Source organism: Flavobacterium jumunjinense, from assembly GCF_021650975.2.
Classification (GTDB): Bacteria; Bacteroidota; Bacteroidia; order Flavobacteriales; family Flavobacteriaceae; genus Flavobacterium; species Flavobacterium jumunjinense.
In genome coordinates this window covers 276,244-301,460 of the sequence record NZ_CP091285.1, presented here as the reverse complement: position 1 = coordinate 301,460, position 25,217 = coordinate 276,244, and the positions used below count along the sequence as shown (strand labels likewise).

The following is a 25,217-nucleotide window of genomic DNA, read 5'->3' as shown; positions in this document are numbered from 1 at the left end:
CTTTAAAAATTATATTCTTCTCCTAATTTTTCAAGTTTTTCTACAATTTCTCTTTTCTTGTTTTCATCTTTTTCAAAAAACACTTTTTGTTTTAATTCTTTATATTCATTGTGTTTTTCTTGTCCATATTTGTTAATGTAGTTAATACCAAAATCATTATAAAGCATGTCATTTGGATCATCTCCAATAGGTGAAGTTCCTCTTCTAACCGCAACTTTACCTTCTTTGTTAAAATATAATATAAAACGTTCTTCTGGTTCAAAAGAAGCAGCAACAAAAGGAGAATGTGTGGCTACAATGAATTGTGCTTCTGGAGCTAAATTTTGATAATAGTCCATTAAATCCATTTGCATATCTGGATATAAAGAACGTTCGGGTTCGTCTATTAGAATAATGGAATCTTTGGTATCGAGTTTAAATAAAGGTAAAAACGATAATAATAACCCCTTTGTTCCTGTACTGGTGTTTTGGATAGGAATTATTTCTTCATTTCTTTTATTAGCAATAGGAATAACATATTCTGTATTGACTAAATCTACTTCTAAATGTAATTTTTCTAAAATCGGATTAAATTTTTTGGCAAACTTTTCCAATTCATTAGGATTATCTTTTTGCCATTTCTCAAATTCTGAACTTAATTTTTCTGGATTTGAAAGTAATCCTTCATGTAGAAGTTCAGACATCTTTTGAGTAAATTTTTTACGATAATTTAGAATATCTTGAGTTGTAAAAAGCCAGATTCTTGGGTCAGCATTTTCATTGAAAATAAATTCTCTATTATGAGTATATTTGAAATAATGAGAAAGATCACTCAATTGTTCATTGTGTTTTTCAATTAAATCTATGGGGTTTTTGTAAAAAAAGTCTAAGTTGTTTTCAGAGATTAAATTTGTTTTAAAGTAGAAAAGGCGTTTTTTATCTTCTAATGGGAGAAGCTCACCAGACATTCCACCTATGAATTTGTTTTGATAAGTCTTGTTATTGTATTTTAATTCCTTATCATTTAATTCCATGAAATTATTCTCCCAATTAAATTTTATATTACCAAAAAATGATTTTTTTTCTCCAGGTTCATCGTGGTAAAAATTTTTACTAACAAATAAATTATTAATAAAGGAAAATTGACTATTTATCAACTCCAACAACCCAGTCTTTCCAGTAGCACTTTGACCAATAAAACATATTTTATCAAGCGGTTGTCCTTTTCGCTCACCACTTTGATATGTGAAATCGAAAGTTAGATTTTCTAAATGTCTAAATTGTTCTATATGTAACTTCGAAATTTTCATGTTTTATTTTTTTATCAAATTTAAGTAAAAAAGAATAACTAAAATATAGATGCTGAAACAAGTCCAGCATGACAATCTGCTAACTGAGACTAAATCCAGAACACTATCTAAAAAAATATATTTTCTACTGATAACTAATCACTCTAATACTATTTTTTACTTCTTGTGCAATTTGCCTCGCTATAGTCATGTCTTCATTTACAATAGTAACATGTCCCATTTTTCTAAAAGGACGTGTTTCTCTTTTGCCATAAATATGAGGTGTAACACCGTCAATTGCCATAATTTGCCCAATGTTTTCGTAATAAACTGGACCTTCATAACCTTCTTCTCCAACTAAGTTAACCATAATTCCTGCTACTTTACTGTCTGTACTACCTAAAGGAAGGTTTAAAATGGCTCTTAAATGATTTTCAAATTGAGAAGTATAACTAGCTTCAATAGAATAATGACCCGAATTGTGTGGTCTAGGAGCAACTTCATTAACTAAGATTTCATCGTCTTCTGTCTGAAACATTTCAACTGCTAATAGACCAACATGGTTGAAGGTTTCTGAAACTTTCAAGGCAATTTCTTGTGCTTTTTGAGCCACACTTTCGTTAATTCTAGCTGGGCAAATAACATATTCCACCTGATTGGCTTCTGGATGAAACTCCATTTCAACTACAGGATAGGTTTTAATTTCGCCAGAAAAACTTCTTGCTACTATAACGGCTAATTCATTTTTGAAAGGAATTAGTTCTTCAGCGATACATTCAACGTCTGGAAGTTTCATTAAATCAATGGCAGAACGACATATTTTTACACCATTTCCATCATAGCCAAATTCGGCACTTTTCCATACAAAAGGAAAGTCTAATTCGTCTTTAGAAATACTGTTTCTTAAATCGTCTAAACCAACAAAACGTAAATGTTTAGAAGTAGGAATGCCATTTTGAATATATAAATCTTTCTGTTTTCCTTTGTTTTGGATTAATCGTAATGTTTTAGGTGACGGAAAAATAGGTAAGCCTTCTTCTTCTAATTTGTCTAAAGCATCTAGATTTACATTTTCAATTTCGATAGTTAAAAGGTGCACCATTTTTCCAAATTGATACACGGTGTCAAAATCCATCAAACTGCCCTTGTAGAAATTATTACATCCAAAACGAGAAGGAGCTTCTTCATTTGGGTCTAAAACCAAAGTTTGAATGTCGAATTTACGAGTTTCAGTTAATAGCATTTTACCTAGTTGACCACCACCAAGTATACCTAGTTTAAAATCGGACGAGAAATAATTCATTGTGTTATGTATAAACTTGTTTCAAGCATATAGAATAGAATGTCTTGAAAATCAAGTTGGTTAGTTGTTAGTGCTGCAAAGATACTTAGACAATTGATAATTAACAATTGATAATTAATTTAAATCCTCGGTTTATTTTAATCTTTTCAAAAGTTCTCGAGCAGCAGCTTTGTACGCAGCCGAATGAAAACTGTAATCTTGATTTAAAATTACCTTCAATTCTTCTTTAATCCAAAGATGTTTTTTACTGAAATTATAAAGAGCCCTCATCGCATATGCTTTTGTAGCTACTTTTTCCTCTTGTATGAGCCAATCCAAACAAGTTTCGATAATTTGCTGTTCTTGTTTTTTAGACAAATCAAATTGTTTTGATTTTGTAATAAAGAGGCAAATTTTAGAAACAGGTCTTTTGGCAGAATCATGTTTGTATTTTGATATTTTTTCACAAAAAAGATCCAAATAAGGAATAAGTAACGAAATGTCTTTTTCTAATACCAGCTCCAAGCTCCAACATGCTTTAAAATGATTTTTATCTTTTATGTTAAAAGCAAATTCAAAAAGTTCTTTTAGGTTTTCTGTATTCTCCATAGCAAGTTCACAGTTTAAATCTCTGTTTTGTCTATGTGCTGTGCTGTTTTCTATTTGTAAATAAAAAGAAGATTTCATCTGGGGTTTTTATGGTTTGGATGAATTAATCTTTTCTTGTTTAAGCTAATTCAAACTGTTTGAAAGTATTTCTGATGCTAAAAATAATAAAAAATGAAAAAAATATGGCTACTTAATACTGTAATACTTTATACTTTATTAAATTTGTTGTTTATTTTTAAAATCAAACCTAGTGATTCAACTACACGACAAAACTTTCGAAGCTTTCATTCCTGAACAAGAAATAAATTTTGCAATACAAAACGTAGCAAAACAAATAGAAGACGATTTTTATGATGAAGTTCCTGTATTTATAGGAGTTTTAAATGGTGCTTTTATGTTCTTGTCTGATTTAATGAAACATTATTCACGTCCCTGCGAAGTGAGTTTTATTAAAATGGCATCCTATGAAGGAACAGCATCAACAAACGATGTAAAACAATTGATTGGTTTAAATCAAGACCTAGAAGGAAGAAGCGTTGTTATAGTAGAAGATATAGTCGATACTGGAAACACAGTAGAAGAATTAAAAAAGATTTTCAAAGCACAAGGCGTAAAGCATTTCAGGATTGCAACATTGTTTTTTAAACCACAAGCCTATACAAAAGACATTAAAATTGATTACATAGGGATTCGAATTCCAAATAAATTTATTGTTGGATTTGGATTAGATTATGACGGATTAGGAAGGAATTTAAAAGAAGTTTATCAACTATCAAACACACACAACAAAATGATTAACATCGTATTATTTGGAAAGCCAGGAGCAGGAAAAGGTACGCAAGCAGAAGTTTTAAAACAAAAATATAATCTTGTTCATTTATCTACAGGAGATATTTTTAGATTTAATATAAAAAATGAAACAGAATTAGGGAAATTAGCTAAAACCTATATAGATAAAGGAGATTTAGTACCTGATGAAGTAACTATAAAAATGCTTCAAGACGAAGTGGAAAAAAATCCAGAAGCAAAAGGTTTCTTGTTTGATGGTTTTCCTAGGACAATTACACAAGCTGGTGCTCTTGATACTTTTTTACATTCTAAAAATTGGGAGGTTACTGCAACAGTAGCATTAGAAGCAGACGATGAAATCTTGGTACAACGTTTATTGGAAAGAGGGAAAACTTCTGGAAGAGTAGATGACCAAGATGTTGATAAAATTAGAAATCGTTATGATGAGTACAATCAAAAGACGGCTCCATTAATGGACTACTACAAAAAACAAGATAAGTTTAAAGCAGTAGATGGAATTGGTGGGATTGATGAAATATCAGAAAGGTTATTTACAGTAGTAGATAGTTTATAAAAACTATTTCAGCTACATATTATAAGGTGATTTTAACAAAATTATCTGTCATAAAAAAAGGAGTTTCTTTTGAGTTACTCCTTTTTTTATGGCTTGTCCTTGCGGTTTGTTATAGTGTTTTTTGTTGTAAATGAAGATAATTGAACTTGTAAGCTTTGAAGTAATCTTGGCTACAATTAAAAGTATGGGTAAATTCAATTATATATTATACCTTTGCAAAAAATAAATAGTATAAATAAGTTACAAGTTTCAAACTTCTAATTTTAAGATGACTGAGGGTTTGAAATTAAAAGGCGGACAATTATTGGTTGTCGAGTATTTTTTAAATTTTGTAGTTTCAAAAAAATAATAATATGACAGAAGGTAACTTCGTAGATTACGTAAAAATATATATTGCTTCTGGAAAAGGAGGAAAAGGTTCTACTCATTTACATAGAGAAAAATTTATTGAAAAAGGTGGGCCAGATGGAGGAGATGGAGGACGTGGAGGACATGTTATTTTAGTAGGAAACAAAAACCTTTGGACACTTTATCATCTAAAATATACAAAACACGTTAAAGCGGGTCATGGTGGTGATGGAGGTAGTTCTAGAAGTACAGGGTCTGATGGAGAAGATAAGATAATTGAAGTGCCATTAGGAACTGTGGTGAAAGATAAAGAAACGGGAGAAGTTCTTTTTGAAGTAACAGAGCATGGAGAATCTAGAATTGTTGCAAAAGGAGGAAAAGGAGGGCTAGGGAACTGGCACTTTAGAAGTCCTACAAATCAAACGCCTAGATATTCTCAACCAGGAATGCCTAGTCAAGAAGAGGATATGATTTTAGAGTTGAAAGTACTAGCAGATGTTGGTCTTGTAGGTTTTCCTAATGCAGGAAAATCAACATTGCTTTCTGTATTAACATCGGCAAAACCAAAAATTGCTGATTATGCTTTTACTACTTTAAAACCAAACTTAGGAATTGTGGCTTATAGAGATTTTCAATCTTTTGTAATAGCAGATATTCCAGGGATTATTGAAGGTGCAGCAGAAGGGAAAGGATTAGGACATTACTTTTTACGTCATATTGAACGTAATTCGACTTTGTTGTTCTTAGTTCCAGCAGATGCAGATGACGTTAAGAAAGAATATGAAATCCTTTTGGATGAATTGAGACGTTATAATCCTGAGATGTTAGACAAAGACAGATTAATTGTTGTTTCAAAATCGGATATGTTAGATGATGAATTGAAAGCAGAAATGAAACAAGAATTAGATGTTGCTTTTAAAGGAACAGATTATATGTTTATTTCTTCAGTAGCTCAACAAGGTCTTCAAGAGTTAAAAGATAAATTATGGAAAATGTTGAATAGTTAATTCAATAGTTTTATATACAAAAAAAGGAACGCTAATGCGTTCCTTTTTTTGTATATAAAAGAAGAAATTAAAGTTTTCCTACAATATCTTTTTTGTATTTATTTAAGACTGACTTAGTCATTCCTAAGTTAGCTTTGTTTGAATCAACTGCTAAGTAAATAAAGTATTCACCGTCTTCAGAAATATCAATAATATGAATTTGCGAAGTTAGGTTAATCATAATGTTTTCTATTTTTTGATCTAAATTTAATGCTTTAATAGCACTTAGTTTAGCTTTTGCAACTTCAAGGTTATAAGCAGAAGCTAATTCAGGATCGAAAGAAGGATCAACAGATAAAGAGAAGTAAGAAACTCCTGATTTTATTTCTGTTACACTAACAGCAATGAAACCTGAAATATTGGTTTTTAAGTCCTCACCGAACTGGGTTAAAAAATCTGACATAAATGTTAAATTAAGTTATTTTGGGTTAAATTATTTTTCTAAATTATCTATGACTTTTAATAATAGTCCTAGTTTACTAATATCATTACATATAGAAATGAGATATTGATTTTTATTTATAGTACTTCCAATTAATAAAAGAGAATTCCCTTTTATAATAATTTGATTTATTTTTTTTTCATTTAATTCCTCAACTAGTCCTTGGCACATTTCTAATATTGTATTAGACATTGCAGATATAGTTTGTGGTTTTTCAATATTACAGGAATCAATGAGTTTTCCATTTTTGTCGAAGATTAAGGCTGATTCGATTGCAGTTTCCTCAATTAGTTTTTGTAACATATTATAATTCATATATTTATTATTACAAAGATAGGGTGTTTTTTTTTTTTAATGTTAAAACTAGTATAATTTTTCTGTAATTAATGCTAAAATTTCTATACTTTTGTAAAAAATAAATGAGGATGGAAAATCAAAAAGATATTGAAGTTTTGCAATATGCTTTAGCAATGAAATTAGAGGTTTTTAATAAAATTAGATTCGGAAATATAGATGTTAAAGATGAAAATAATGTTGTTGATGAGACTGAAAATGATTTAATTGAAATTAAAAATGAAATTATTGAAGACAGTCATGTTGAAGAAAAGATTGATGATAAAGAAGAAGAATTAATTCTTCAAGAGGTTGATAGTTTAGATGATAAAGATGATACAGTAAGAAAGTCCAATATAAACTTATCTAACTTAGGAACTAGTTTTTTTGGTAGAAGAAGAAGGTAGCTAATTCAATAGTTTTATATAGAAAAAAAGGAACGCATTTGCGTTCCTTTTTTTCTATATAAAACTAATTAGTCTAAATTAGGAATACGTAAAACTTGACCTGGATATATTTTATCTGGATGCTCTAACATTGGTTTGTTTGCTTCAAAAATAACATTGTATTTGTTAGCATCGTCATAGTATTTTTTAGCGATTTTAGATAACCATTCACCTTTTTCAACAGTGTGGAATCTTGCTTCTGGTTTAGGCTCTACGACGGTCATTTGATTGTCTACAGTGTCAACGCCATCTACATTTCCAATTGCTAATACAATTTTTTCTGCATCTGCTTGTTGTGCAACATCACCTTCAACAATTACATCATCACCTGTAAGTCGAATTTTTATAGATTGATATTCTAATCCTAAGGATTTAATGTGTGCAAGTAAAGCTCCTGCTTTTAATACTGCTTTTTCTTCAACTGGTGCTTCTTCTTCTTTTTTACCAAATAGTTTTGCTCCAGCATTTTTTACAAATGAAAATAATCCCATAGTGTTGTTCGTTTTAATGTTAATACTCAAATATATAAAAAAAATGAGTTTTTAGAACTATGTTAAAGTTATTATTTTGAGACTTTTATGACATTATTTTTAGAATTAGCTGAAAACTCAGGAGCATACATGCTTTGTAAAGTTGCAATACCATCATTGAAATTTCCGGAATTATTTACACGAACATCATATTCTAAAACATATGTTCCTTTGTTTATCTTGTCGAAGAAGAAATGTGTAGCTACATCTTTTGTACTTTTATAAAAATAAAGATTATCTCTTCTTTCGTGAGTAGAAATAACATCTATTGGCTCAAAACATGAAGCTCTTAAGTCTTTTAGATGAACAAATTCTAAATCTTCAATAGCTTTAATCTCTAGTCGAATTGTAATTATATCCCCAATAATTATATTTTTTTTTGCAATTGGTTTTAAAACAGATCCTTTTGGAGTATTCTCTTTTTTAAATAATTCCTTTTTAATATTTAAAACCGCATTTGTACTTTCTTTTATGTTTTCCAAATTCTCAAAGTATTGCCAATATACACCACCATAACTTGGAACGTCTGATTTGTTTTGAATACTAATGTTTGCCATATCTGTTGTTATTTCATCTGCTTTCCAATGCATCTTAATATAACCAGTTGTAGCTTCTTTTTCCTTTTTAGATAATTTTTGACTTAAGATTTTTTCATTGCCAATTTTAAATTTGGTTTTTTCTTCTATGGTTGTCCAATTCTTACCTTGTAATAAAATAGCATAAATAGCTTCAGTAGTTGCTTTGGTTGTAGACCAATTTTTATGCTGCTTGTTTTTTAACAACCACACTTTCATTAAATCAACCGAAGTAATGTCCTTAGTTACTTCATTAAAAGCTTCAATTAATATTGATTGAGTTTCAATAGGCGATTGGTACCAATACCAACTTTTAGTATTTTCTATCCAGTACATTCCTAAATCTTCATTTAAAGAAGCAGTTTCTTTTAAATGAGTTATCATTTTTTGAGCCATGTTAGCATCACCAAAGCGATTAAAAACTAAAGCCAATTGCCCTTTTTGATATAAAGAATAACTAAGCCAATGTTCTTTTACTTCTTTCAATTGCTGTTGTACTATTGAATCTAGTTTTTTAGATAAAGGATATTGGTCAATAAAAAAACTTCTTGTGTATAAAAAATGGACATCCGTATAGGAATAGTTAGTAAAATGCTTTTTATTTTTTTTAAATCGGTTAATAAAATTACTATCTAAATAAGGAATGCTTTTTGACGTTATGTTTTTATACGTTGTCTCCGTATTTGGAATTAATTTGTTTAAATGACCAATACCAGAAAGAATATGTTGTGTAATGAATGTGTTCTCTTCGCCACCATCAAACCAAGGGAAACCACCTGAAGATAATTGTTTAGTTTCTAGTTTTTCTAAAGTTTTGTTTTGCGTGTTTTTTAATGTAGCTGAATCAAACAAGTAAGCCAATTGTTTGTTTTTTGTTGTTTCATCTTCAGAATCAAAATACCAAGGTGTTTCGGCTAATAAAATTGATTTTAATTCTTTATTAATTTCTAATTTTTTTTTTGGACTTTCTTCTTTTCTATAAGATTCAAACAAAGCAGCAATGTTCGGGTTTTTGTTGATTATTTCTGAGGCAAGCGTATTTGCATAATAACGAGAAAAAGTTTGTTCAGCACATTCATGTTCGTATTCCATTAAATAAGGTAACGATTGCAATGCAAACCAAACTGGATTTGAAGTATATTCTAATGTGAATGAATGATGTTGTAGCGTAGTTGAAGTATTGTTTTTTAAGTTTTCAAAGACATATTCTTTTGTGCTGTTTTCTCGTACCCAAAGTGGAATACTTTCAGTGATTAAAATTTTGTTACTTAAAACGGGTAAAATATTTTCTTCTCCATCAGAAAAATTGCCCGATTTTGCTACGATTTTATACTGTAGCCCTTGTAGGTTTTCAGGGATTGTAATTGTCCATGAAACAGAAACACTTTCCTTTGGTTTACAGATGAATTTTTTTGTATTATTTCTGTTCATGGCAATGCTGTCTATTGCTACACCATTGGTTGCGTCAAATAAAAGAAGCATTGCAAGACCTGATTTTGTTTCATTGGTCATGTTTACTACTTTTGTAGTAATAGTCAATGTATCTTTTTCTCTTACAAAACGAGGTAAATTTGGCATGACCATAATGTCTTTTTGAGAAACAATATCGCTTTGGAAATAACCTGTTTCAAAGTTTTTATTATGACCTAATAAACGCAATTTCCAGCGTGTTAAAGACTCAGGAGTAGTGAAATTGAAGCTTATTTTACCTTCTTTATCTGTTTGTAATTGTGGGAAAAAGAAAGCGGTTTCGTTAAAGTTAGTTCTTGTTTTTACTTGTGTTAGTTCTTGTAATGCTTTTTTTGTAGTAATGATAATTACTCCATTTGAAGCTTTACTGCCATATAGTGCAGTTGCGGATTCTCCTTTAAGAACGGAAACGTTATCAATATCTTCAGTTTTGATTTTGGCAAAATTTTCTGTACTCATAGAAACTCCATCTACTATATACAAGGGTTCATTCGTGTTTTTTAAAGAAGCTGGACCTCTTAATCTAATTATTGGAGCGCTCCCAGGTTGAGCACTATCATTTACCACTTGTATGCCATGTTGTCCATTGAGTGTTTCATAAGCAAAGGTTTCGGCTTCACTAGAAAAAGAACTGTTTTGTATTCTCATGATTTTATAAGAAGAGCCGGTTAAGCTTTTTTTAGTTTTCATGCCATAACCTACTACAACTACATTGTCAAGTATTGTATTATCTTCTTCCATTATTATATGTAGCACCTCATTTTTATTCTTTATGGTATAATAAGCATCAATCATGCTAATGTAGGAAAAAGTTAGTGTTTCGTTTTCTTCAACTTGAATGCTAAAATTACCATCAAAATCACTTTCAGCGCTTCTATTTGTTCCTTGTACAATTATGATAACACCTGATAAAGATTGCCCATTGATGTTAACAATTTTTCCAGTTATAGATACTGCGTTTTTTGGAATTTCCAGTTTGCTTTTTATGTCTTTTACGTATTTTTCGTTACTATATTGATTGTTGCGATTATTAAAATCTAAACCAAATGTGTTTAATTTTGGATTTGTAATGTAGTAATGATAGTATTTAGGTGTCTTGCTGAAATTATTAAAATAAACAGTATTGATTTTGTTTCTGTAATAATTTGGATATTTTGGACCATAATTATTAGTTTGAAAATATAAATTAGTGTTCCAGTTTTTTTCTGTAAATTGATCTAATGAGCTGTCATACATACTCGCTAAAACTTCTGTTTCAGTTTCCTGATTAGCAATTTTGAAAGACCAATTTTCCTTACTTCCAGGTTCTATTTTGTTGCGAAGACTAAGGATTTCGAATTCTAATTTTTTCTCAACAGTTTCTTTTTTGATTTCGTGATTTTCATTCTGAATTTCATCATCATAGAATGTTGAAAAATGAAAATAAAAGTCTTCTTTTGTGTTTGTATCTTTTTTGATTCTAACTTTTCCAATTCCTTTTTTTAGCTCAATTATTTGCTCATTGTCTAGTTTTTTACCTAAGTAAGATCTTGAGAAAATGATTAAATTAGGAATTGTAGAAAAAAACTCAAATTCGAAATAATCACTTTGTATTGTGGTAATGTCTTTAAATGTAAAAAGTTTTGTTTCGTCAAAAATATCAGTTCTCGATTTTAGTTGAATTGTGGTTGTTTTTTCTATTGCATTGTTTTTGGAATCAAAGGCTTTTGCTGTAATTTTATAGTTACCATTTTTATAATCTTTAAGAAAATTAAAGGCTATTGATTTTTCGTTTTTAGTGTTAAAATCTATGGTTTTAACTAGGATTTCTTTAGTTTCTGAATCTTCATTATTATAAGGTTCATTCGGAAATAGTTTTCTAAATGTAGCTTCATTAATGTTTTGGTTTTCAGGAAAATAAAATAATCGAGGTTTTAGGAAATTTTTCTTTTCTATATAATAAATTTCAATTTTACCTTTTGCATCTATTGGAAAATGATTCAAAGTTTTGGCTGAAATTTCAAGAGTATTCTGGTCTTCTTTGTAGAGTTTAGAATTAGTATATAGATTAAGGACTAATGTCTCTTTGCCAACATATACACTGATAGACGTTGTTCGAGTTTCTCCATTACTATCTATTACTTCTGCTTTAATGTAGTAAGTGATTTTATTGATGTCTTTGTTTTCGATTAGACTATCGTTTGCTGTTATTATAATTGTAAATTCTCCTTTTTCGTTTGTTTCAGTATTTCCAATTACATCATCAATGTTGTTATTGTTGAATTTATTACCCATTGTTGTTTGGGAAATTGTATATTTTACTTTAGCATTCGTTAGGTTGCTTCCTGCTAATGTTTTTGCATTTCCTACAATCTTTAAGGTATCGCCAATGGTATAGTTTTCTTTTATAGTATTAAAGTCAACTTCAAATGTCGGTCGTTTGTATTCTTCTACTTGAAAGGTAAATTCATCGCTGTCAAAATCTACATTGTCCCAAAAAGAATGTTCATCTTCCTCTTCATTATAATATTTTGTGTCATTTTCATAATTATCGGGTTCATCAATTGTAATAGTAAACTCACCTGTTAATATGTTCTTAGGAATATCAAACTCACCTGTAAAAGAGCCAAAATCATTGGTTTGCACTTCATACTCTTTCAAAGTATTGTTATTAGTATCTTCAATAGTTACTAAAACCGTTACAAAAGGAACAACACTCCTTTTTTCGTTTTTGGTTTGTGCAATTATTCCTTTATAATAGACTTTTTGTCCTGGTCTATAAATGGCTCTGTCTAAGTAGAGCATAGGTTTTGCTGCAAAATCTTCATCTTCATTAGTAGTGTAGCTTTCGTCTTGAAGCAATCCTTTACTGTATTTTTCAACTAGCGTATCGTTTTTATGTATAAAATAGGCATCGGATGAATAGGATGTGTTCTTTTCATATTTCTTTTTTTTGAATCCAACCTTACCTAATTGATCTGTCCGTTTCGTTTCTTCATCATTTTTAGCAATTATATTTTGTAAAGGTTTTCCAGTTCTTCTGTCTAAAACATAGAACAAATCTTCTTCTTCATTTTCATCTTCTAAGTGAATAATATTAGAAACGGTTATCATTTCGTACTTGTAGATAGTACTATCTAATTTTTTATTATTGGGTTGAATAACCATTAAATAATCACCCAAAGGTAAATTTTCCAAAAGTATTTCGGTAGAAGTCTCAAAATAATCTTTTTTATTAGGTAAAATGCGAAAGAACTGTTTGAATGGTTTGTTTTTCGAAATGTAATCGGTTACAGTTGAGTCAGTTTTATTATAGTTTTTTTCGAAATTTATACCTTTTGGAATACGATAATAATAAATAGTTAACGTATCAATGTTTCTGTATTCTACAAAGGCTCTGGTGTTCTCATTCTCATAAAGTGTATGTTTTATTTTTAAGTTAAATGATTTGAGAAGAATGGTGTTTTTTAAGTTTTCCGCATCGGCTAAAGCATTGTTGTTAGTTATCGATTGCAAAACAGAGTCGCAAATAGTCAATACTTCGTCATAATGATTAATTGTACTGTTTTTAGTTGTAATTGAAGCCAAAAATTTAGCTCTGTCAATTCTAAGTTGTTGTTTAAGGAATTGATTATTCGTTATTGCTTCAAGGAATTTTAAATTTTGAATATACAAATCATTATTCTGGAAAATAGTATGAATGTAACTCAATCGGACAGCATAGGTATTATTCGCTTTTTTTATGTTATCTATGGCATACAATTTCTCTTTTTCTTGAAATAATTCAATAATTCTTTTGAAGTTTGATTCATTGAATGGAGTAGCGGAAAGAGTAATAAAGTGTTCTGTAGTACTATATAGTTTTTCAATAATAGCATTGTTTTCGACAGTACGTTTTATTTCCCAATTTCTATTTTCACGTTTTAAATAGTCGAAATATTCATTCCATAAATAATCATATAAGGTATAGTTTTTACCATCTATATCTGGAGAAATAATAAAAGTTTCATTGTAGTCAGTAATAGTTTGCTGTTGTAATTGGTTTTTATTTTGCAAACTAGATTCAAATTGTTTTATGATTTCTGATTCAAACTTTGCTTCATTCCAAAGTAAAAAATTAGCATTGTTTTCATTTTCGATGCTCGTTCTTTGTCTAATTTTATAGCTATTTTGATTGTAGTAGTCTTTTAGTAAGGAGGCATAAATGTAATTCAAAATGGCTTTCGAGTTTCCGTTAGCGTCATTTATTTCCCTTGTAATGTTTTGAATTACTTTAGATTGAGCCTCTTCTTCAAGTGCAAGTGTGAACTTTGAAGTATAGAAAAAACACTTTATAATTTGGATATCGTCTTTTTTACGCTTTACTTTTTTGTAAATTTTCTGTACACTTTCATAAGCAGAACGTGTTTTTCCATCTAGTTCGTGTTGATAGACTTCTTTCCATTCATTATCATAATTGGATTGTGAAAATAAAGTTGTACAAATAAGAAGAAATAAAAGGATAAAATATTTTTTCATGGAATAAGCTTTACTAGTATAGAGTGTAAATAAAGGATAAAGGTTGGATTACTTTGTGAAAAAAATCTTCTGCTAAGATAAATATTTTTTTACTTCGGGATAAATCATAGTATTTTCTTAATTTTGAATAAATTTTACTGCTATGTATAAAATCATTTTGTTTTTTTTACCATTTGTGATTTTTTCTCAAAGTAATTTTGAGAAAGGAGAAAAGCTTTTTAATCAGAAAAAATATAATGATGCTAAAGTTTATTTTGAAGCACATTTAAAAAGTAGTCCAAACGATTATAAAGCAATGGAATATGTAGGAGATATTGCAGGTTACTATAAAAAATGGGACGAAGCAATTGAAAAATATAAATATCTAAAAGAAAAATTCCCGCAAACAGCAAACTATCATTACAAATTTGGAGGAGCAATGGGAATGAAAGCTAAAGAAAGTAATAAGTTTACTGCTTTAGGTATGATAGATGATATTGAAGATGCTTTTAAGTTAGCGGCAAAATTAGATTCGAAACACACAGATACAAGATGGGCTTTGCTTATTTTATATCTTGAATTGCCAGCTATAATTGGCGGAAGCGAAAAGAAATCGCAAAAATATGCGGATGAATTAATGGCGATTTCAAAAATTGATGGTGTTATGGCAAAAGGACATATCGATGAGTATTTTGAAAGATATAATTCCGCAGAAAAATACTATTTGCAAGGGGTGAATTTGACCCATTCAAAAACTGCTTATAAACGTTTAATTGATTTATACAATAAAATGGAACTTTCTCAAAAAGCAAAAAGCGCAGAGGAAGAATCAAAAAAATACAACCAATAAATTAAGTTTCGAGAGCTATTTCTTTAAACTATAAAAGTCTGATTTAATGAGAACACATTTCATAGCTATAGGTGGAGCAGCAATGCATAATTTGGCATTAGCCCTACATAATAAAGGATATAAAGTAACAGGAAGTGACGATGCTATTTTTGAACCTTCAAAATCTCGTTTGGAGAAAAAAGGATTACTACCAGATGAAATGGGATGGTTTCCAGAAAAAATCACTACCGATATTGAAGCAATCATTTTAGGAATGCATGCTAAAGCGGATAACCCAGAGTTATTGAAAGCACAAGAATTAGGTCTGAAAATATATTCTTATCCTGAATTTTTGTATGAACAATCTAAAAACAAAACACGAGTTGTTATTGGTGGTTCTCACGGTAAAACGACAATTACTTCAATGATTCTTCATGTGATGCATTATCATAATATAGAAGTGGATTATATGGTAGGTGCACAGCTAGAAGGATTTGATACAATGGTTCACCTTACAGAAGGCAATGATTTTATTGTTTTAGAGGGAGATGAATATTTATCATCACCAATGGATAGAAGACCTAAGTTTCATTTGTATCAACCTAATATTGCTTTGCTTTCTGGAATTGCTTGGGATCATATTAATGTCTTCCCAACATTCGATAATTATGTAGAACAATTTAGAGTTTTTGCTAATCAAATTACTAGAGGAGGAATTCTAATTTATAATGAAGAAGATGCTGCTGTTAAAGAAGTTGCAGAAGGAACAGAAAATCCGATTCGTAAAATTCCTTATCAAACACCAAATTACAGTGTTGATAATGGAGTTACGTTATTAGAAACTCCAGAAGGGCCAATGCCAATTGAAATTTTTGGAGCACATAATTTAAATAATTTAGCAGGTGCAAAATGGATTTGTCAATGTATGGGCGTAGATGAAGCTGAGTTTTTTGAAGCCATTGCAAGTTTTAAAGGAGCAAGTAAGCGATTAGAAAAAATAGCAGAAAGTACTAATAAAGTAGCTTACAAAGACTTTGCTCATTCGCCAAGTAAAGTGTCGGCTACTACAAAAGCGGTAAAAAATCAATATCCAGATAGAAAGTTAGTAGCGTGTTTAGAGCTACATACTTATAGTAGTTTAAATGCCGAATTCTTAAAAGAATATGAAGGAGCTTTAGATAGTGCTGATGTTGCAGTTGTGTTTTATTCACCTGATGCTGTTAAAATAAAGCAATTGGAAGAGGTGACTTATGAACAAATTGCACAATCTTTTAAACGTGATGATTTAATTATATATACTAATCCGACAGAATTTAAAGAGTTTCTTTTTTCTCAAAATTTTGAAAATAGTGCATTATTGTTAATGAGTTCTGGTAATTATGGGGGTTTGAATTTTGATGAGGTTAAAGGTTTGATAGGTTAGTGCGTCATTGCGAGGAATAAAGCAATCTAAATTATGAGACTAAGTTTTTTATATTATTTAAAACTATACAAACTCAATATTATATAGGAGTTATTTAGTTTGCTTTATTCCTCGCAATGATTATGTGAAATTATTTTCCATACCTAAAATGTCCTACAATTTTCCAGCTCAACAAACAGTCTTCTAAAACTTGTCCATTTCCTACATTATGAACTATCATAGGTCGTTTTCCATCACTAGATTTTAAGTGTGTAATAATTCCTATGTGTGGTAATTTATCACCTATCATCCAAGTGACTAAGTCACCAGTTTTATAGTCAGTAGGGTTTTGTGTAATGGGCAATTTCTCTCCTTTTTGTGTAAAAAACACTTCTAGATTAGGTACGCGTCTATGGTCTATGTTTTTATCTGTAGTTTTTAATCCCCAAGTTTTTGGATATTTCGAGAAATTAGCAACCATATCTTCATGAACTTCTTTTTGTAAATCAATGTTCAATTTGCGATAAGCACGAATAACCACATCAGTGCAAACCCCTGTTTTTGCAGGAACGTCACCGTTTGGGTATTTTATACCAACATAGTTTGGTGTATATACCACTTCTGAATCAATAATCGCAATAGCTGCATTTGATAATTTTTCTCCAAAAGTTTTAGGGTTTTGATTCTCTTCAATTACAACTACTTTTTTATCTGTAATTAAATTTACAACTTTGATTTCATTTTTCTTTTCCTGACAACTTAAAGCGCTTATTATTGAAATTATAAGAAGAAAGTATTTCATTACTATGTTTTATTTTATAACGTAAAACTAAGGGAAAATTATATAAAATATTTATTTTGAAACTATAAAAAAAATGATTTAATTTGTTTCTATAAACGCCAAAATAAAATTTAATGTATACGCCAATCAATCAGTGGGCTGAGGACGATCGCCCACGTGAAAAATTACTCCATAAAGGGAAATCTGTTTTGTCAGATTCAGAACTTTTAGCTATTCTGATAGGTTCGGGTTCGCGCAATGAAAGTGCAGTTCAGCTTTGTCAAAGAATTCTAGCCAGTACAAATAATAACCTTAATTCATTAGGTAAGCTTACCATTCAACAACTAATTCAGTTTAAAGGTATTGGAGAAGCTAAAGCTATTTCAATAATTGCAGCTTTAGAATTGGGAAGAAGGAGAAGAGTTGAAGAAACAAATGAGTTAGATGTAATCTCTTCAAGTAAAGCCGTTTTTGAAATTATGCAACCCATTATAGGTGAATTGTATTATGAGGAATTTTGGGCTTTATATCTTAATAATGCAAATAAAGTAATAAATAAAAGCCAGATAAGTAAAGGAGGAATTACTGGAACAGTTGTTGATACTCGTGTCGTTTTTAAATTAGCTTTAGAATGTAATGCTACTTCGGTTATTCTTACGCATAATCACCCTTCAGGAAAACTTTTGGCTAGTGCTGCGGATAAACAAATTACAAACGTTCTAAAAGAAGCGGGGAGGAGTTTAGATGTTCGTGTTTTAGATCATGTGATAATAACAGAAAAGGGATATTTGAGCTTTGTTGATGAAGGAATATTTTAAAATAGATAAATTAAAATTGTAATGATATATTTACATGTTTTTATGAAAAGGCAAATGTTTAGTTTGTTTTTTTTATTTTTAACTCTTAGCATATTTAGTCAATCCAAAGAATTAAAAGAGATTGGCTTTGAAAAAATAGTATTAAAAACTAAATCAGATACAATTTTTTTTATAAAATCGATTAATGATGAAAAAATAAAGAAACCAACAATAATTTTTCTTCAAGGTTCGTTGCCACTGCCGATAATTTTTAAGGACAAGGATGATATTTTTACTTTATTCCCTTTTAAAACGGATGAATATTTGACTAAGTATAATTTAATCCTAATAGCAAGAAAAGGAATTCCATTAATTGGTGATTTTGAAAAAGATGCTCAAGGTTATAAAAATGCTCAAGGTGAAGTGCCATTTGAATATATAAAACATGATAATCATACTTATAGAACGCAACAAGCCAGAGAGGTTCTTAATTTTATATATACGGAAGAATGGGTAGATAAAAAAAATATATACGTTGTAGGTCATTCCGAAGGATATGAAATTGCTGCAAGTTTAGCAGAGAAAAATACAAAAATAAAGAAAGTTGTATGTTTGTCTGCTGACCCGTTTAATAGAGCAGTAGAAGAAGTAGCAAAATATAGATTAGAAAGTTATGTTAGTTTAAATGATTCTATTAGGCAAAAGCAAATTTATGCTATAACACAAAATTTTTTAAACATAGAAAACATAGATAATTATAAAAATGATTATGATTTATATAATTGGGCTAGTTATGATGAAAAGTTAACATTCGAAAGTTTTAAGAAAATTAAAGTTCCAGTTTTAGTTGTTTATGGTACTGATGATTTTAAATCATTTCATAGTCACTTATTGCCATTTTTATTAAAAGAGAAAAAAGATTTTTTTGTTAAGGCATATCCCGATTATGATCATAATTTTTTCAAGAAGCAATTTGATAATGAAGGGAACCCTTTAGAAGATAGCTATAATTGGGACGAGGTTTTTAGAGATTGCGTACATTGGTTAGAGACGGGTAGTGTTAAATAATGTTATATTTTTGTTTTCAGCCGACAATTGTCGTAGATTTACTGACAAATGACAATATTATGACTAAACTTGTAGCCAATTCAGATGTTGATATAGATAAAGCCGTACGAATGTATGTGACTAAAGTAGGGAAAGAGTCTGCATTAACTGTTGTAGATAAAAATATAACCTATAAAAAATTCTTATCAAATAGAATGTTAATAGTACATTCTATTAGAAGAGGATTGCCTTATGAAATATATGATTTAATAAAAGAGCGCACGCCTTTTAATGAAGAAGATTGGGCTGAGTTTCTTGGTGTTTCTATAAGAACACTTCAAAGAAATAAGTCAAAAAAAGACTTTGTTTTTGATCCTATTCCCACTGAAAAAATTCTTGAATTAGCAGAGGTAACTGCTTTAGGTAAAGAAGTGTTCGATTCTAAAGAACAATTCTATTTATGGCTGAATACTCCAAATTTTGCCTTAGGTAGTTTGCAACCTTTCGAATTATTGAAGGATTCTTATGGAAAAGAAATGGTTATTAATGAATTGAATAAAATTCAATACGGAATATTTGTATAATGGAAGTATTTCGGTTAGCTAATAAAAAATATCCAATAGAATTATCTGGAATTGGCGCTTCAATTACAGGTGCGCGTTGGAATTCTAAAGGGAATGAAGTGATTTATACCGCACAGAGTAGGGCATTAGCAATGGCAGAAGTAGTTGTGCATGTTACTCTTGCAACCATGCCAAGTGGTTTTGCAATGTTGACTGTTTTTATTCCAGATGATTTATTCATTGAAGAGATAAATGTTAAAAAGTTGCCTTTAGGATGGAATAGTTTTCCTGAACTTATTGATACTCAAAAAATGGGAAATGAGTTTATTAGAAAAAAGAAAAGTGCAGTCATGAAAGTTCCTTCAGCTGTAGTAAAAGGCGATTCTAATTATCTTCTAAATCCTTATCATGAAGATTTTCATCGAATAAAAATCATACATCAAGAAGATTTTCCTTTCGATAAGAGAATTTTTAAATAGAACAATCTGAACATATTCCAGAAATCAACAATTGCATCTCTTGAGTTGTAAAACCTTTTGGAAGTTTAATTTGTGGTTTAACTTCGTCTAAACAAATTGTCTTCTCGCATTTTACACATGAAAAATGCACATGATTGTGTGAGTGTATTTTATGTTCATGGTTACACGTTTTGCAAATAGCATATTGAATTACACCTTCTAAACTTACAATTTTATGAAGCTTTCCTTCGTCTACTAGTCGATCTAAAGCTCTGTAAATGGTTACCCTGTCTATAGTTTTTTCAAAGAATTCTTGAAAATCCTTATGAGTAAGTGCTTCTTTTCTTTCTTTTAAAAGAGTAATAATACTTTCTTTAGTTGAAGAATTTCTTTCTCTCTTTATTTTTTTTTCCATTGTATCTGTTTTTGTTTTATATTTGCAACAATGTTGCGTTTAATAAAAATATAAAATGAAAAGTCAAATTACAAAATCTCTTGATTATTTAGGAATTTCCAGTGCTACATTATGCTTAGTTCACTGCTTAGTTCTGCCATTCATTTCAATAATTCCCATAGGTATTAGTCATAACCATTGGATAGATTTGTTGTTTGCTTCAATTGGATTGTTTGCCGTTGTAAAAATAGTAAAAACTAATACTTTAAGATATATAAAAATTATTTTATTAGTAGCTATGAGTATTATTTTATTAAGTATAATCTATACAATCATTACTCATAATCATACTTTGTTTTTGTATGTTGGTGGAATAGGAATGATAGTTGGGCATGTGTTGAACTTTAAAAGACACAAGCATTAGATATAAAGATTATTTGGTTCGTTGTGGTGATTAGTTATTGTTTCGGTTATTAATATAGTTTTCATAAAACCGCAACGGCCAAATTTTTAGAAAAGATTAAGAAATAAATCCCCCATGATTTGCTATATTGCAACACCTTAAAAATAAAAGCATATCAAAAATGATAAGCACTACAAACATCACATTTTCGTACAATAAAGAGCAGAAGTTTCACATGCCCGATTTATATTGTGAAGCAGGAAGTACTATTTTGATTACTGGCGATTCAGGAAAAGGAAAAACAACCTATTTGCATATTCTAGCAGGTTTATTACGACCTACATCTGGAAGTATCGAAATTGATAAGACAGATATTGTTACTTTGTCAGAAAAGAAGAATGATTCTTTTCGCGGTAAAAACATTGGTCTTGTTTTTCAAAAGTCTTATTTTATCAGCGCTTTAACAGTGTTAGAAAATTTAGAAATGTCAAGCTGGTTAGCAACGGGCAAAAAAAATACTGAAAGAGCGAAGAAGCTTTTGGATCAGTTAGATATTTCTCAGCAAGCGAATAAGTTACCAAATGAGTTAAGTATTGGACAGCAGCAAAGGGTTTCTATAGCTAGAGCTTTAATGAATGAACCTAAAGTTCTCTTAGCAGATGAGCCGACGTCAAGTTTAGATGATAAAAATGCGGAAAACGTAATCCAACTTTTAACATCACTTTCTAAAGAATATAAAGCAGCATTGATTATTGTTACACATGATAATCGAATAAAAGAAAAATTTAGTAACCGAATAACGTTAGTGTAGTATGATCACAAAATTAGCATGGCGAAATATTTGGTTTAAGCCATTAAATACCATTTTAAGTATAATTCTGTTAACATCAAGTGTGGCAATAATAACTGTTCTAGTACTACTTGAAAAACAATTTGAAGAGAAATTTACTAATAATATTGATGGAGTAGATTTAGTGCTTGGAGCACAAGGAAGTCCACTCCAATTAATACTTTCTTCTGTATATCAAGTAGATGCCCCAACAGGGAATATTAGCTACGATTCAGCAAAAGTATGGATGCAAAATCCTTTTGTAAAAAAAGCAATTCCATTAGCATTTGGTGATAATTATAGAGGATATAAAATATTAGGAACTACTCATGATTATTTAGAAAAATATGAAGCAACTCTTTCTGAAGGAAAATTGTATGAAAAGAACTTTGAAGTTGTAATTGGTGGAGAAATTGCTCAAAAATTAAGCTTAAAGATAGGAGATACTTTTTTTGGATCTCATGGAGATGCGTCAGAAGGTGAAGTACATGATCATTATGCGTATAAAGTTGTTGGAATTTCGAAAATAACAGGCAAAGTTGTAGATAATTTAATTCTATGTACTATTCCGAGTGTTTGGCAAATGCATGGAGGTCATGAAGATGTAGAAATGCATAACCCAGAGCATGGAGAAGAAGGTCATATTCATGAAGATGGAGATGAACATATGCAACACGAGCACGATCATGATGAGCACAGTCATGAAGGACATGAGCACGAGGAAAAGGACATGTCAATTGATGAACCAAATATGGAGATTACAGCAGTTTTATTACAGTTTAGAAATAAAATGGGAATTGTAACTTGGCCAAGAATGATTGCTCAAAATACAAAAATGCAAGCTGCTTCCCCTGCAATAGAAGTAAATAGATTGTTTTCATTATTCGGAATTGGAATTGATGCATTGCGCTATTTAGCCTATGGAATAATGCTGATTTCAGGAATATCAATCTTTATAGCACTATTTAATACATTAAAAGAACGTAAAAATGAGTTTGCATTATTAAGAGTAAACGGAGCCAAACGTTTTCAACTTTTAAATCTAATAATGATAGAAAGTTTGTTACTTTGCGTTGTTGGATTCTTTTTTGGTACGATTTTGGGTAGAATAGCATTAATGTTAATCTCAAATTCAGCTGAACAAGATTTTAAATTAAGTTTCAATCCCTACGAATTTATTTGGGATAAGGAAGGTGTATTGTTCTTGTTAACAATACTAGTAGGAATTCTTGCAGCATTAATACCTGCAATAAAAGCATATCAATTAAATATTTCAAAAACATTAGCAAATGCATAATTATATTAAATTTTCAATAGCATTATTAGTCGTTATTACTTTGTCAAGTTTTAACCTAAACAAAATAAACACAACTTCAAATGATAAAGAAGTTATAGTAACCGATACGTTAACTTGGAGTTTATTAGGTAAAATTGACTACCTAAAAAAAGCAGATAAATTGTATGGAGAAGTAATGTTTCCAGTTATTAACATGAAGCTAAAAGCATTACAAGGAAAAGAAGTTGCAATTAGTGGATTCATTATTCCAATCGATAATAAAAACTATGCAATAAGCAAAAACGTATTTGCTGCGTGCTTCTTTTGTGGAAAATCTGGGCCAGAAACATTAATGGGTATTAAATTTAAAGGTGATTTGCCAAAATTAAAGACCGATCAATATGTTACCTTAAAAGGAAAATTCAGATACAATGATAACGATGTAGAGGACTGGATATACCATATAGAAAACGCTGAAATAACAGCAGGAAAATAATTTGAAGCCCATCTTTTTGGGCTTTTTTTAATCAATATTCCCGCTGTTCGCTACAATCTGTTTTCGATAGAAAAAGTTAGAAAAAAGAGAATTTTATTTAACGAAAACAGGATTTTTGCTTCCATCGGGGCTAAACATCCAACTAAGAGAATGAAAAATATCGATTTTAAACAAAAAAAACATCTATTTTTTGATTTAGATCACACCCTTTGGGACTTTGATAAAAATTCAGCAGTTGCATTCGATGTGATTTTTAATGAATATAATTTTCCATTTACAACAGATCAGTTCTTAGAACAATACATTCCTAGAAATCAATACTATTGGAAACTATATCAGGTAGATAAGATATCTCAGCAAGAATTGAGATTCAAACGTTTGAATGATGTTTTTGAAATATTAAATGTAATCCTTCCTAAGGCAGTAGTCGATACAATTTCTGATCAATATATAGAGTTCTTGCCTAATAATAATCATTTATTTGAAGGTACAATAGAACTTTTGGAGTATTTGAAGCCAAAATATAATTTACATATAGTAACAAATGGTTTTCATATAGTTCAAGATAAAAAATTAGAAAATTCAAAAATAAAACACTATTTTACATCTATAACTAATTCAGAATTAGCAGGCGTAAAAAAGCCACATCCAAATATATTTGACTATGCATTGTCATTAGCTAAAGCGAGTAAAGCAGAAAGTATTATGATAGGAGATAGTTTGGAAGCAGATGTGGATGGAGCATTAGAATATGGTATTGATGCAATTTTCTTTAATGAACAGAAAATTCAAGTAGATAAAAAAGTATTTCAAATTAATCATTTATTAGAATTGAAAAATATGTTGTAATATAAAAGTTTACTTTATTTTGATGTTAATGTAAAAGAGAAACTTAATAGTGTTAAATTTGTAATCTAAAGAATATTAATATTTTACCCCTAATCTATTAAATAATTTATAATATGAAAAGAACTGTACTTACTATTATTGTCTTGTTTTCAATTTTTATTCATGCACAAGAAAACTATAAATATGTAATTATTCCAAGTCAATTTTCTTTCTTTAAAGAAGCAGATAAATATGGATTAAATAGTTTAACGAAATCGTTTTTTGAAACAGAAGGATTTACTGTTTATTATGATACAGATAAATTGCCTAATGAAATTTTAAATGCTCGTTGTAATGCATTACATGTTGAGGTTACAGAGAGTAATAAAATGTTTACAACTAATTTAAGCGTACAAGTGAAAGATTGTACTAATAAAACTGTTGCTCTAAGTTTGTTAGGGAGTAGTAGAGATAAAGACTTTCAATTAGCAAACACTAATGCGTTAAGAGATGCCTTGACATCATTAAAAGGAAAACTAAAATTTAAGATCAGTGAGAACTCTGTGAAGCAGACGGTAGTAGTAGAGGATAAAGAAAGTTTTGTTGGAGAAATTGATGAGAAAGATATGGTAGTGTCTAATAAGAGTTTATTATATGCATTGCCAACACCTACAGGTTTCAAATTGGTAGATAATACCCCAAATATAATTTTTGAATTAAAAAAAACGTCTGTAGAAAATATGTTTTTGGCAGAAAGAGGTATTATTGATAACGGAATATTCTATAAAACAGGAGATGTTTGGTATTTTGAATTTTATAAAAGAGGAAAATTATCTTCTGAAACAGTAGAAGTTAAGTTCTAAAAGGAATATAATAGTGTGTATTAAAAAATCAGGATTAGTGTTTTTAAATACTAATCCTGATTT

At 29.7% G+C, this 25,217-nt stretch carries 24 protein-coding genes; 15 read left to right on the top strand and 9 right to left on the bottom strand.

Annotated features, from left to right (window positions below; all coding sequences use genetic code 11):
- Nucleotides 1-2 precede the first annotated feature (2 nt).
- From L2Z92_RS01470 to L2Z92_RS01460, 3 genes are all read right to left on the bottom strand, one after another.
- Nucleotides 3-1,289: an AAA family ATPase gene (locus L2Z92_RS01470; protein ID WP_236457083.1), complete on the bottom strand. Its 1,287-nt coding sequence runs from the start codon at nucleotides 1,287-1,289 to the stop codon at nucleotides 3-5.
- Nucleotides 1,290-1,413: 124 nt separating this feature from the next.
- Nucleotides 1,414-2,571, bottom strand: a complete 1,158-nt coding sequence (locus L2Z92_RS01465) for a 5-(carboxyamino)imidazole ribonucleotide synthase (protein WP_236457082.1) — start codon at nucleotides 2,569-2,571, stop codon at nucleotides 1,414-1,416.
- 132 nt (nucleotides 2,572-2,703) lie between these two features.
- The gene (locus L2Z92_RS01460; RefSeq protein WP_236457081.1) at nucleotides 2,704-3,237 is read right to left on the bottom strand and encodes a hypothetical protein; all 534 of its coding nucleotides are present in this window, start codon (nucleotides 3,235-3,237) and stop codon (nucleotides 2,704-2,706) included.
- 172 nt (nucleotides 3,238-3,409) lie between these two features.
- Between L2Z92_RS01460 and L2Z92_RS01455 the strand changes: the two genes are divergently transcribed.
- A complete protein-coding gene (locus tag L2Z92_RS01455) occupies nucleotides 3,410-4,522 on the top strand; it encodes an adenylate kinase (RefSeq protein WP_236457080.1) in 1,113 nt (370 codons plus the stop codon).
- A gap of 353 nt (nucleotides 4,523-4,875) precedes the next feature.
- A complete protein-coding gene (gene obgE, locus L2Z92_RS01450) occupies nucleotides 4,876-5,877 on the top strand; it encodes a GTPase ObgE (RefSeq protein WP_236457079.1) in 1,002 nt (333 codons plus the stop codon).
- 67 nt (nucleotides 5,878-5,944) lie between these two features.
- Here the strand turns inward: obgE and L2Z92_RS01445 are convergent, their stop codons facing one another.
- Both L2Z92_RS01445 and L2Z92_RS01440 read right to left on the bottom strand, forming a co-directional pair.
- A complete protein-coding gene (locus L2Z92_RS01445; protein WP_236457078.1) occupies nucleotides 5,945-6,319 on the bottom strand; it encodes a hypothetical protein in 375 nt (124 codons plus the stop codon).
- 30 nt (nucleotides 6,320-6,349) lie between these two features.
- Nucleotides 6,350-6,661, bottom strand: coding sequence for a roadblock/LC7 domain-containing protein (locus L2Z92_RS01440; protein WP_236457077.1), 312 nt, complete (start codon nucleotides 6,659-6,661; stop codon nucleotides 6,350-6,352).
- Between the two features lie 122 nt (nucleotides 6,662-6,783).
- Here L2Z92_RS01440 and L2Z92_RS01435 point away from each other — a divergent pair, with 122 nt between their 5' ends.
- Nucleotides 6,784-7,098: a hypothetical protein gene (locus L2Z92_RS01435; RefSeq protein WP_236457076.1), complete on the top strand. Its 315-nt coding sequence runs from the start codon at nucleotides 6,784-6,786 to the stop codon at nucleotides 7,096-7,098.
- A gap of 68 nt (nucleotides 7,099-7,166) precedes the next feature.
- On the opposite strand, the gene lysM is transcribed toward L2Z92_RS01435, so the two are convergent.
- Both lysM and L2Z92_RS01425 read right to left on the bottom strand, forming a co-directional pair.
- Entirely contained in the window at nucleotides 7,167-7,628 is a 462-nt protein-coding gene (gene lysM, locus L2Z92_RS01430; RefSeq protein WP_236457075.1) for a peptidoglycan-binding protein LysM, read from the bottom strand.
- Nucleotides 7,629-7,699: 71 nt separating this feature from the next.
- Complete coding sequence (locus L2Z92_RS01425; RefSeq protein WP_236457074.1) at nucleotides 7,700-14,209, bottom strand: alpha-2-macroglobulin family protein; 6,510 nt, start codon at nucleotides 14,207-14,209, stop codon at nucleotides 7,700-7,702.
- A gap of 142 nt (nucleotides 14,210-14,351) precedes the next feature.
- On the opposite strand from L2Z92_RS01425, the gene L2Z92_RS01420 reads away from it, so the two are divergent.
- Entirely contained in the window at nucleotides 14,352-15,038 is a 687-nt protein-coding gene (locus L2Z92_RS01420; RefSeq protein ID WP_236457073.1) for a tetratricopeptide repeat protein, read from the top strand.
- Between the two features lie 46 nt (nucleotides 15,039-15,084).
- Complete coding sequence (locus tag L2Z92_RS01415) at nucleotides 15,085-16,440, top strand: UDP-N-acetylmuramate--L-alanine ligase (protein WP_236457072.1); 1,356 nt, start codon at nucleotides 15,085-15,087, stop codon at nucleotides 16,438-16,440.
- 130 nt (nucleotides 16,441-16,570) lie between these two features.
- On the opposite strand, the gene L2Z92_RS01410 is transcribed toward L2Z92_RS01415, so the two are convergent.
- Entirely contained in the window at nucleotides 16,571-17,221 is a 651-nt protein-coding gene (locus L2Z92_RS01410; RefSeq protein ID WP_236457071.1) for a DUF1287 domain-containing protein, read from the bottom strand.
- 113 nt (nucleotides 17,222-17,334) lie between these two features.
- Between L2Z92_RS01410 and radC the strand changes: the two genes are divergently transcribed.
- The 4 genes from radC to L2Z92_RS01390 are packed head-to-tail and all read left to right on the top strand — an operon-like array spanning nucleotide 17,335 to nucleotide 20,086.
- On the top strand, nucleotides 17,335-18,018 hold the full coding sequence (gene radC / locus L2Z92_RS01405; protein WP_236457070.1) for a RadC family protein: 684 nt from the start codon (nucleotides 17,335-17,337) through the stop codon (nucleotides 18,016-18,018).
- Between the two features lie 21 nt (nucleotides 18,019-18,039).
- A complete protein-coding gene (locus L2Z92_RS01400; protein WP_236457069.1) occupies nucleotides 18,040-19,065 on the top strand; it encodes an acyl-CoA thioester hydrolase/BAAT C-terminal domain-containing protein in 1,026 nt (341 codons plus the stop codon).
- A gap of 59 nt (nucleotides 19,066-19,124) precedes the next feature.
- Nucleotides 19,125-19,628, top strand: a complete 504-nt coding sequence (parS, locus tag L2Z92_RS01395; RefSeq protein WP_236457068.1) for a type II RES/Xre toxin-antitoxin system antitoxin — start codon at nucleotides 19,125-19,127, stop codon at nucleotides 19,626-19,628.
- Nucleotides 19,628-20,086: an RES family NAD+ phosphorylase gene (locus tag L2Z92_RS01390; protein WP_236457067.1), complete on the top strand. Its 459-nt coding sequence runs from the start codon at nucleotides 19,628-19,630 to the stop codon at nucleotides 20,084-20,086. The genes parS and L2Z92_RS01390 overlap by 1 nt, the downstream gene beginning before the upstream one ends.
- On the opposite strand, the gene L2Z92_RS01385 is transcribed toward L2Z92_RS01390, so the two are convergent.
- Entirely contained in the window at nucleotides 20,079-20,480 is a 402-nt protein-coding gene (locus L2Z92_RS01385; RefSeq protein WP_236457066.1) for a Fur family transcriptional regulator, read from the bottom strand. The genes L2Z92_RS01390 and L2Z92_RS01385 overlap by 8 nt on opposite strands.
- Before the next feature lie 55 nt (nucleotides 20,481-20,535).
- Here L2Z92_RS01385 and L2Z92_RS01380 point away from each other — a divergent pair, with 55 nt between their 5' ends.
- The 6 genes from L2Z92_RS01380 to L2Z92_RS01355 all read left to right on the top strand — a co-directional run bounded on the left by L2Z92_RS01380 (nucleotide 20,536) and on the right by L2Z92_RS01355 (nucleotide 25,154).
- Nucleotides 20,536-20,883 (top strand): MerC domain-containing protein, encoded by a 348-nt coding sequence (locus L2Z92_RS01380; protein WP_236457065.1) that lies wholly within the window; start codon nucleotides 20,536-20,538, stop codon nucleotides 20,881-20,883.
- Between the two features lie 160 nt (nucleotides 20,884-21,043).
- Nucleotides 21,044-21,673 (top strand): ABC transporter ATP-binding protein, encoded by a 630-nt coding sequence (locus L2Z92_RS01375; protein WP_236457064.1) that lies wholly within the window; start codon nucleotides 21,044-21,046, stop codon nucleotides 21,671-21,673.
- Between the two features lies 1 nt (nucleotide 21,674).
- The gene (locus tag L2Z92_RS01370; RefSeq protein ID WP_236457063.1) at nucleotides 21,675-22,988 is read left to right on the top strand and encodes an ABC transporter permease; all 1,314 of its coding nucleotides are present in this window, start codon (nucleotides 21,675-21,677) and stop codon (nucleotides 22,986-22,988) included.
- Nucleotides 22,981-23,463: a hypothetical protein gene (locus L2Z92_RS01365; protein WP_236457062.1), complete on the top strand. Its 483-nt coding sequence runs from the start codon at nucleotides 22,981-22,983 to the stop codon at nucleotides 23,461-23,463. The genes L2Z92_RS01370 and L2Z92_RS01365 overlap by 8 nt, the downstream gene beginning before the upstream one ends.
- A 150-nt stretch (nucleotides 23,464-23,613) precedes the next feature.
- On the top strand, nucleotides 23,614-24,312 hold the full coding sequence (locus L2Z92_RS01360) for a YjjG family noncanonical pyrimidine nucleotidase (protein ID WP_236457061.1): 699 nt from the start codon (nucleotides 23,614-23,616) through the stop codon (nucleotides 24,310-24,312).
- 113 nt (nucleotides 24,313-24,425) lie between these two features.
- Nucleotides 24,426-25,154, top strand: a complete 729-nt coding sequence (locus L2Z92_RS01355) for a hypothetical protein (protein ID WP_236457060.1) — start codon at nucleotides 24,426-24,428, stop codon at nucleotides 25,152-25,154.
- Nucleotides 25,155-25,217: the final 63 nt, after the last annotated feature.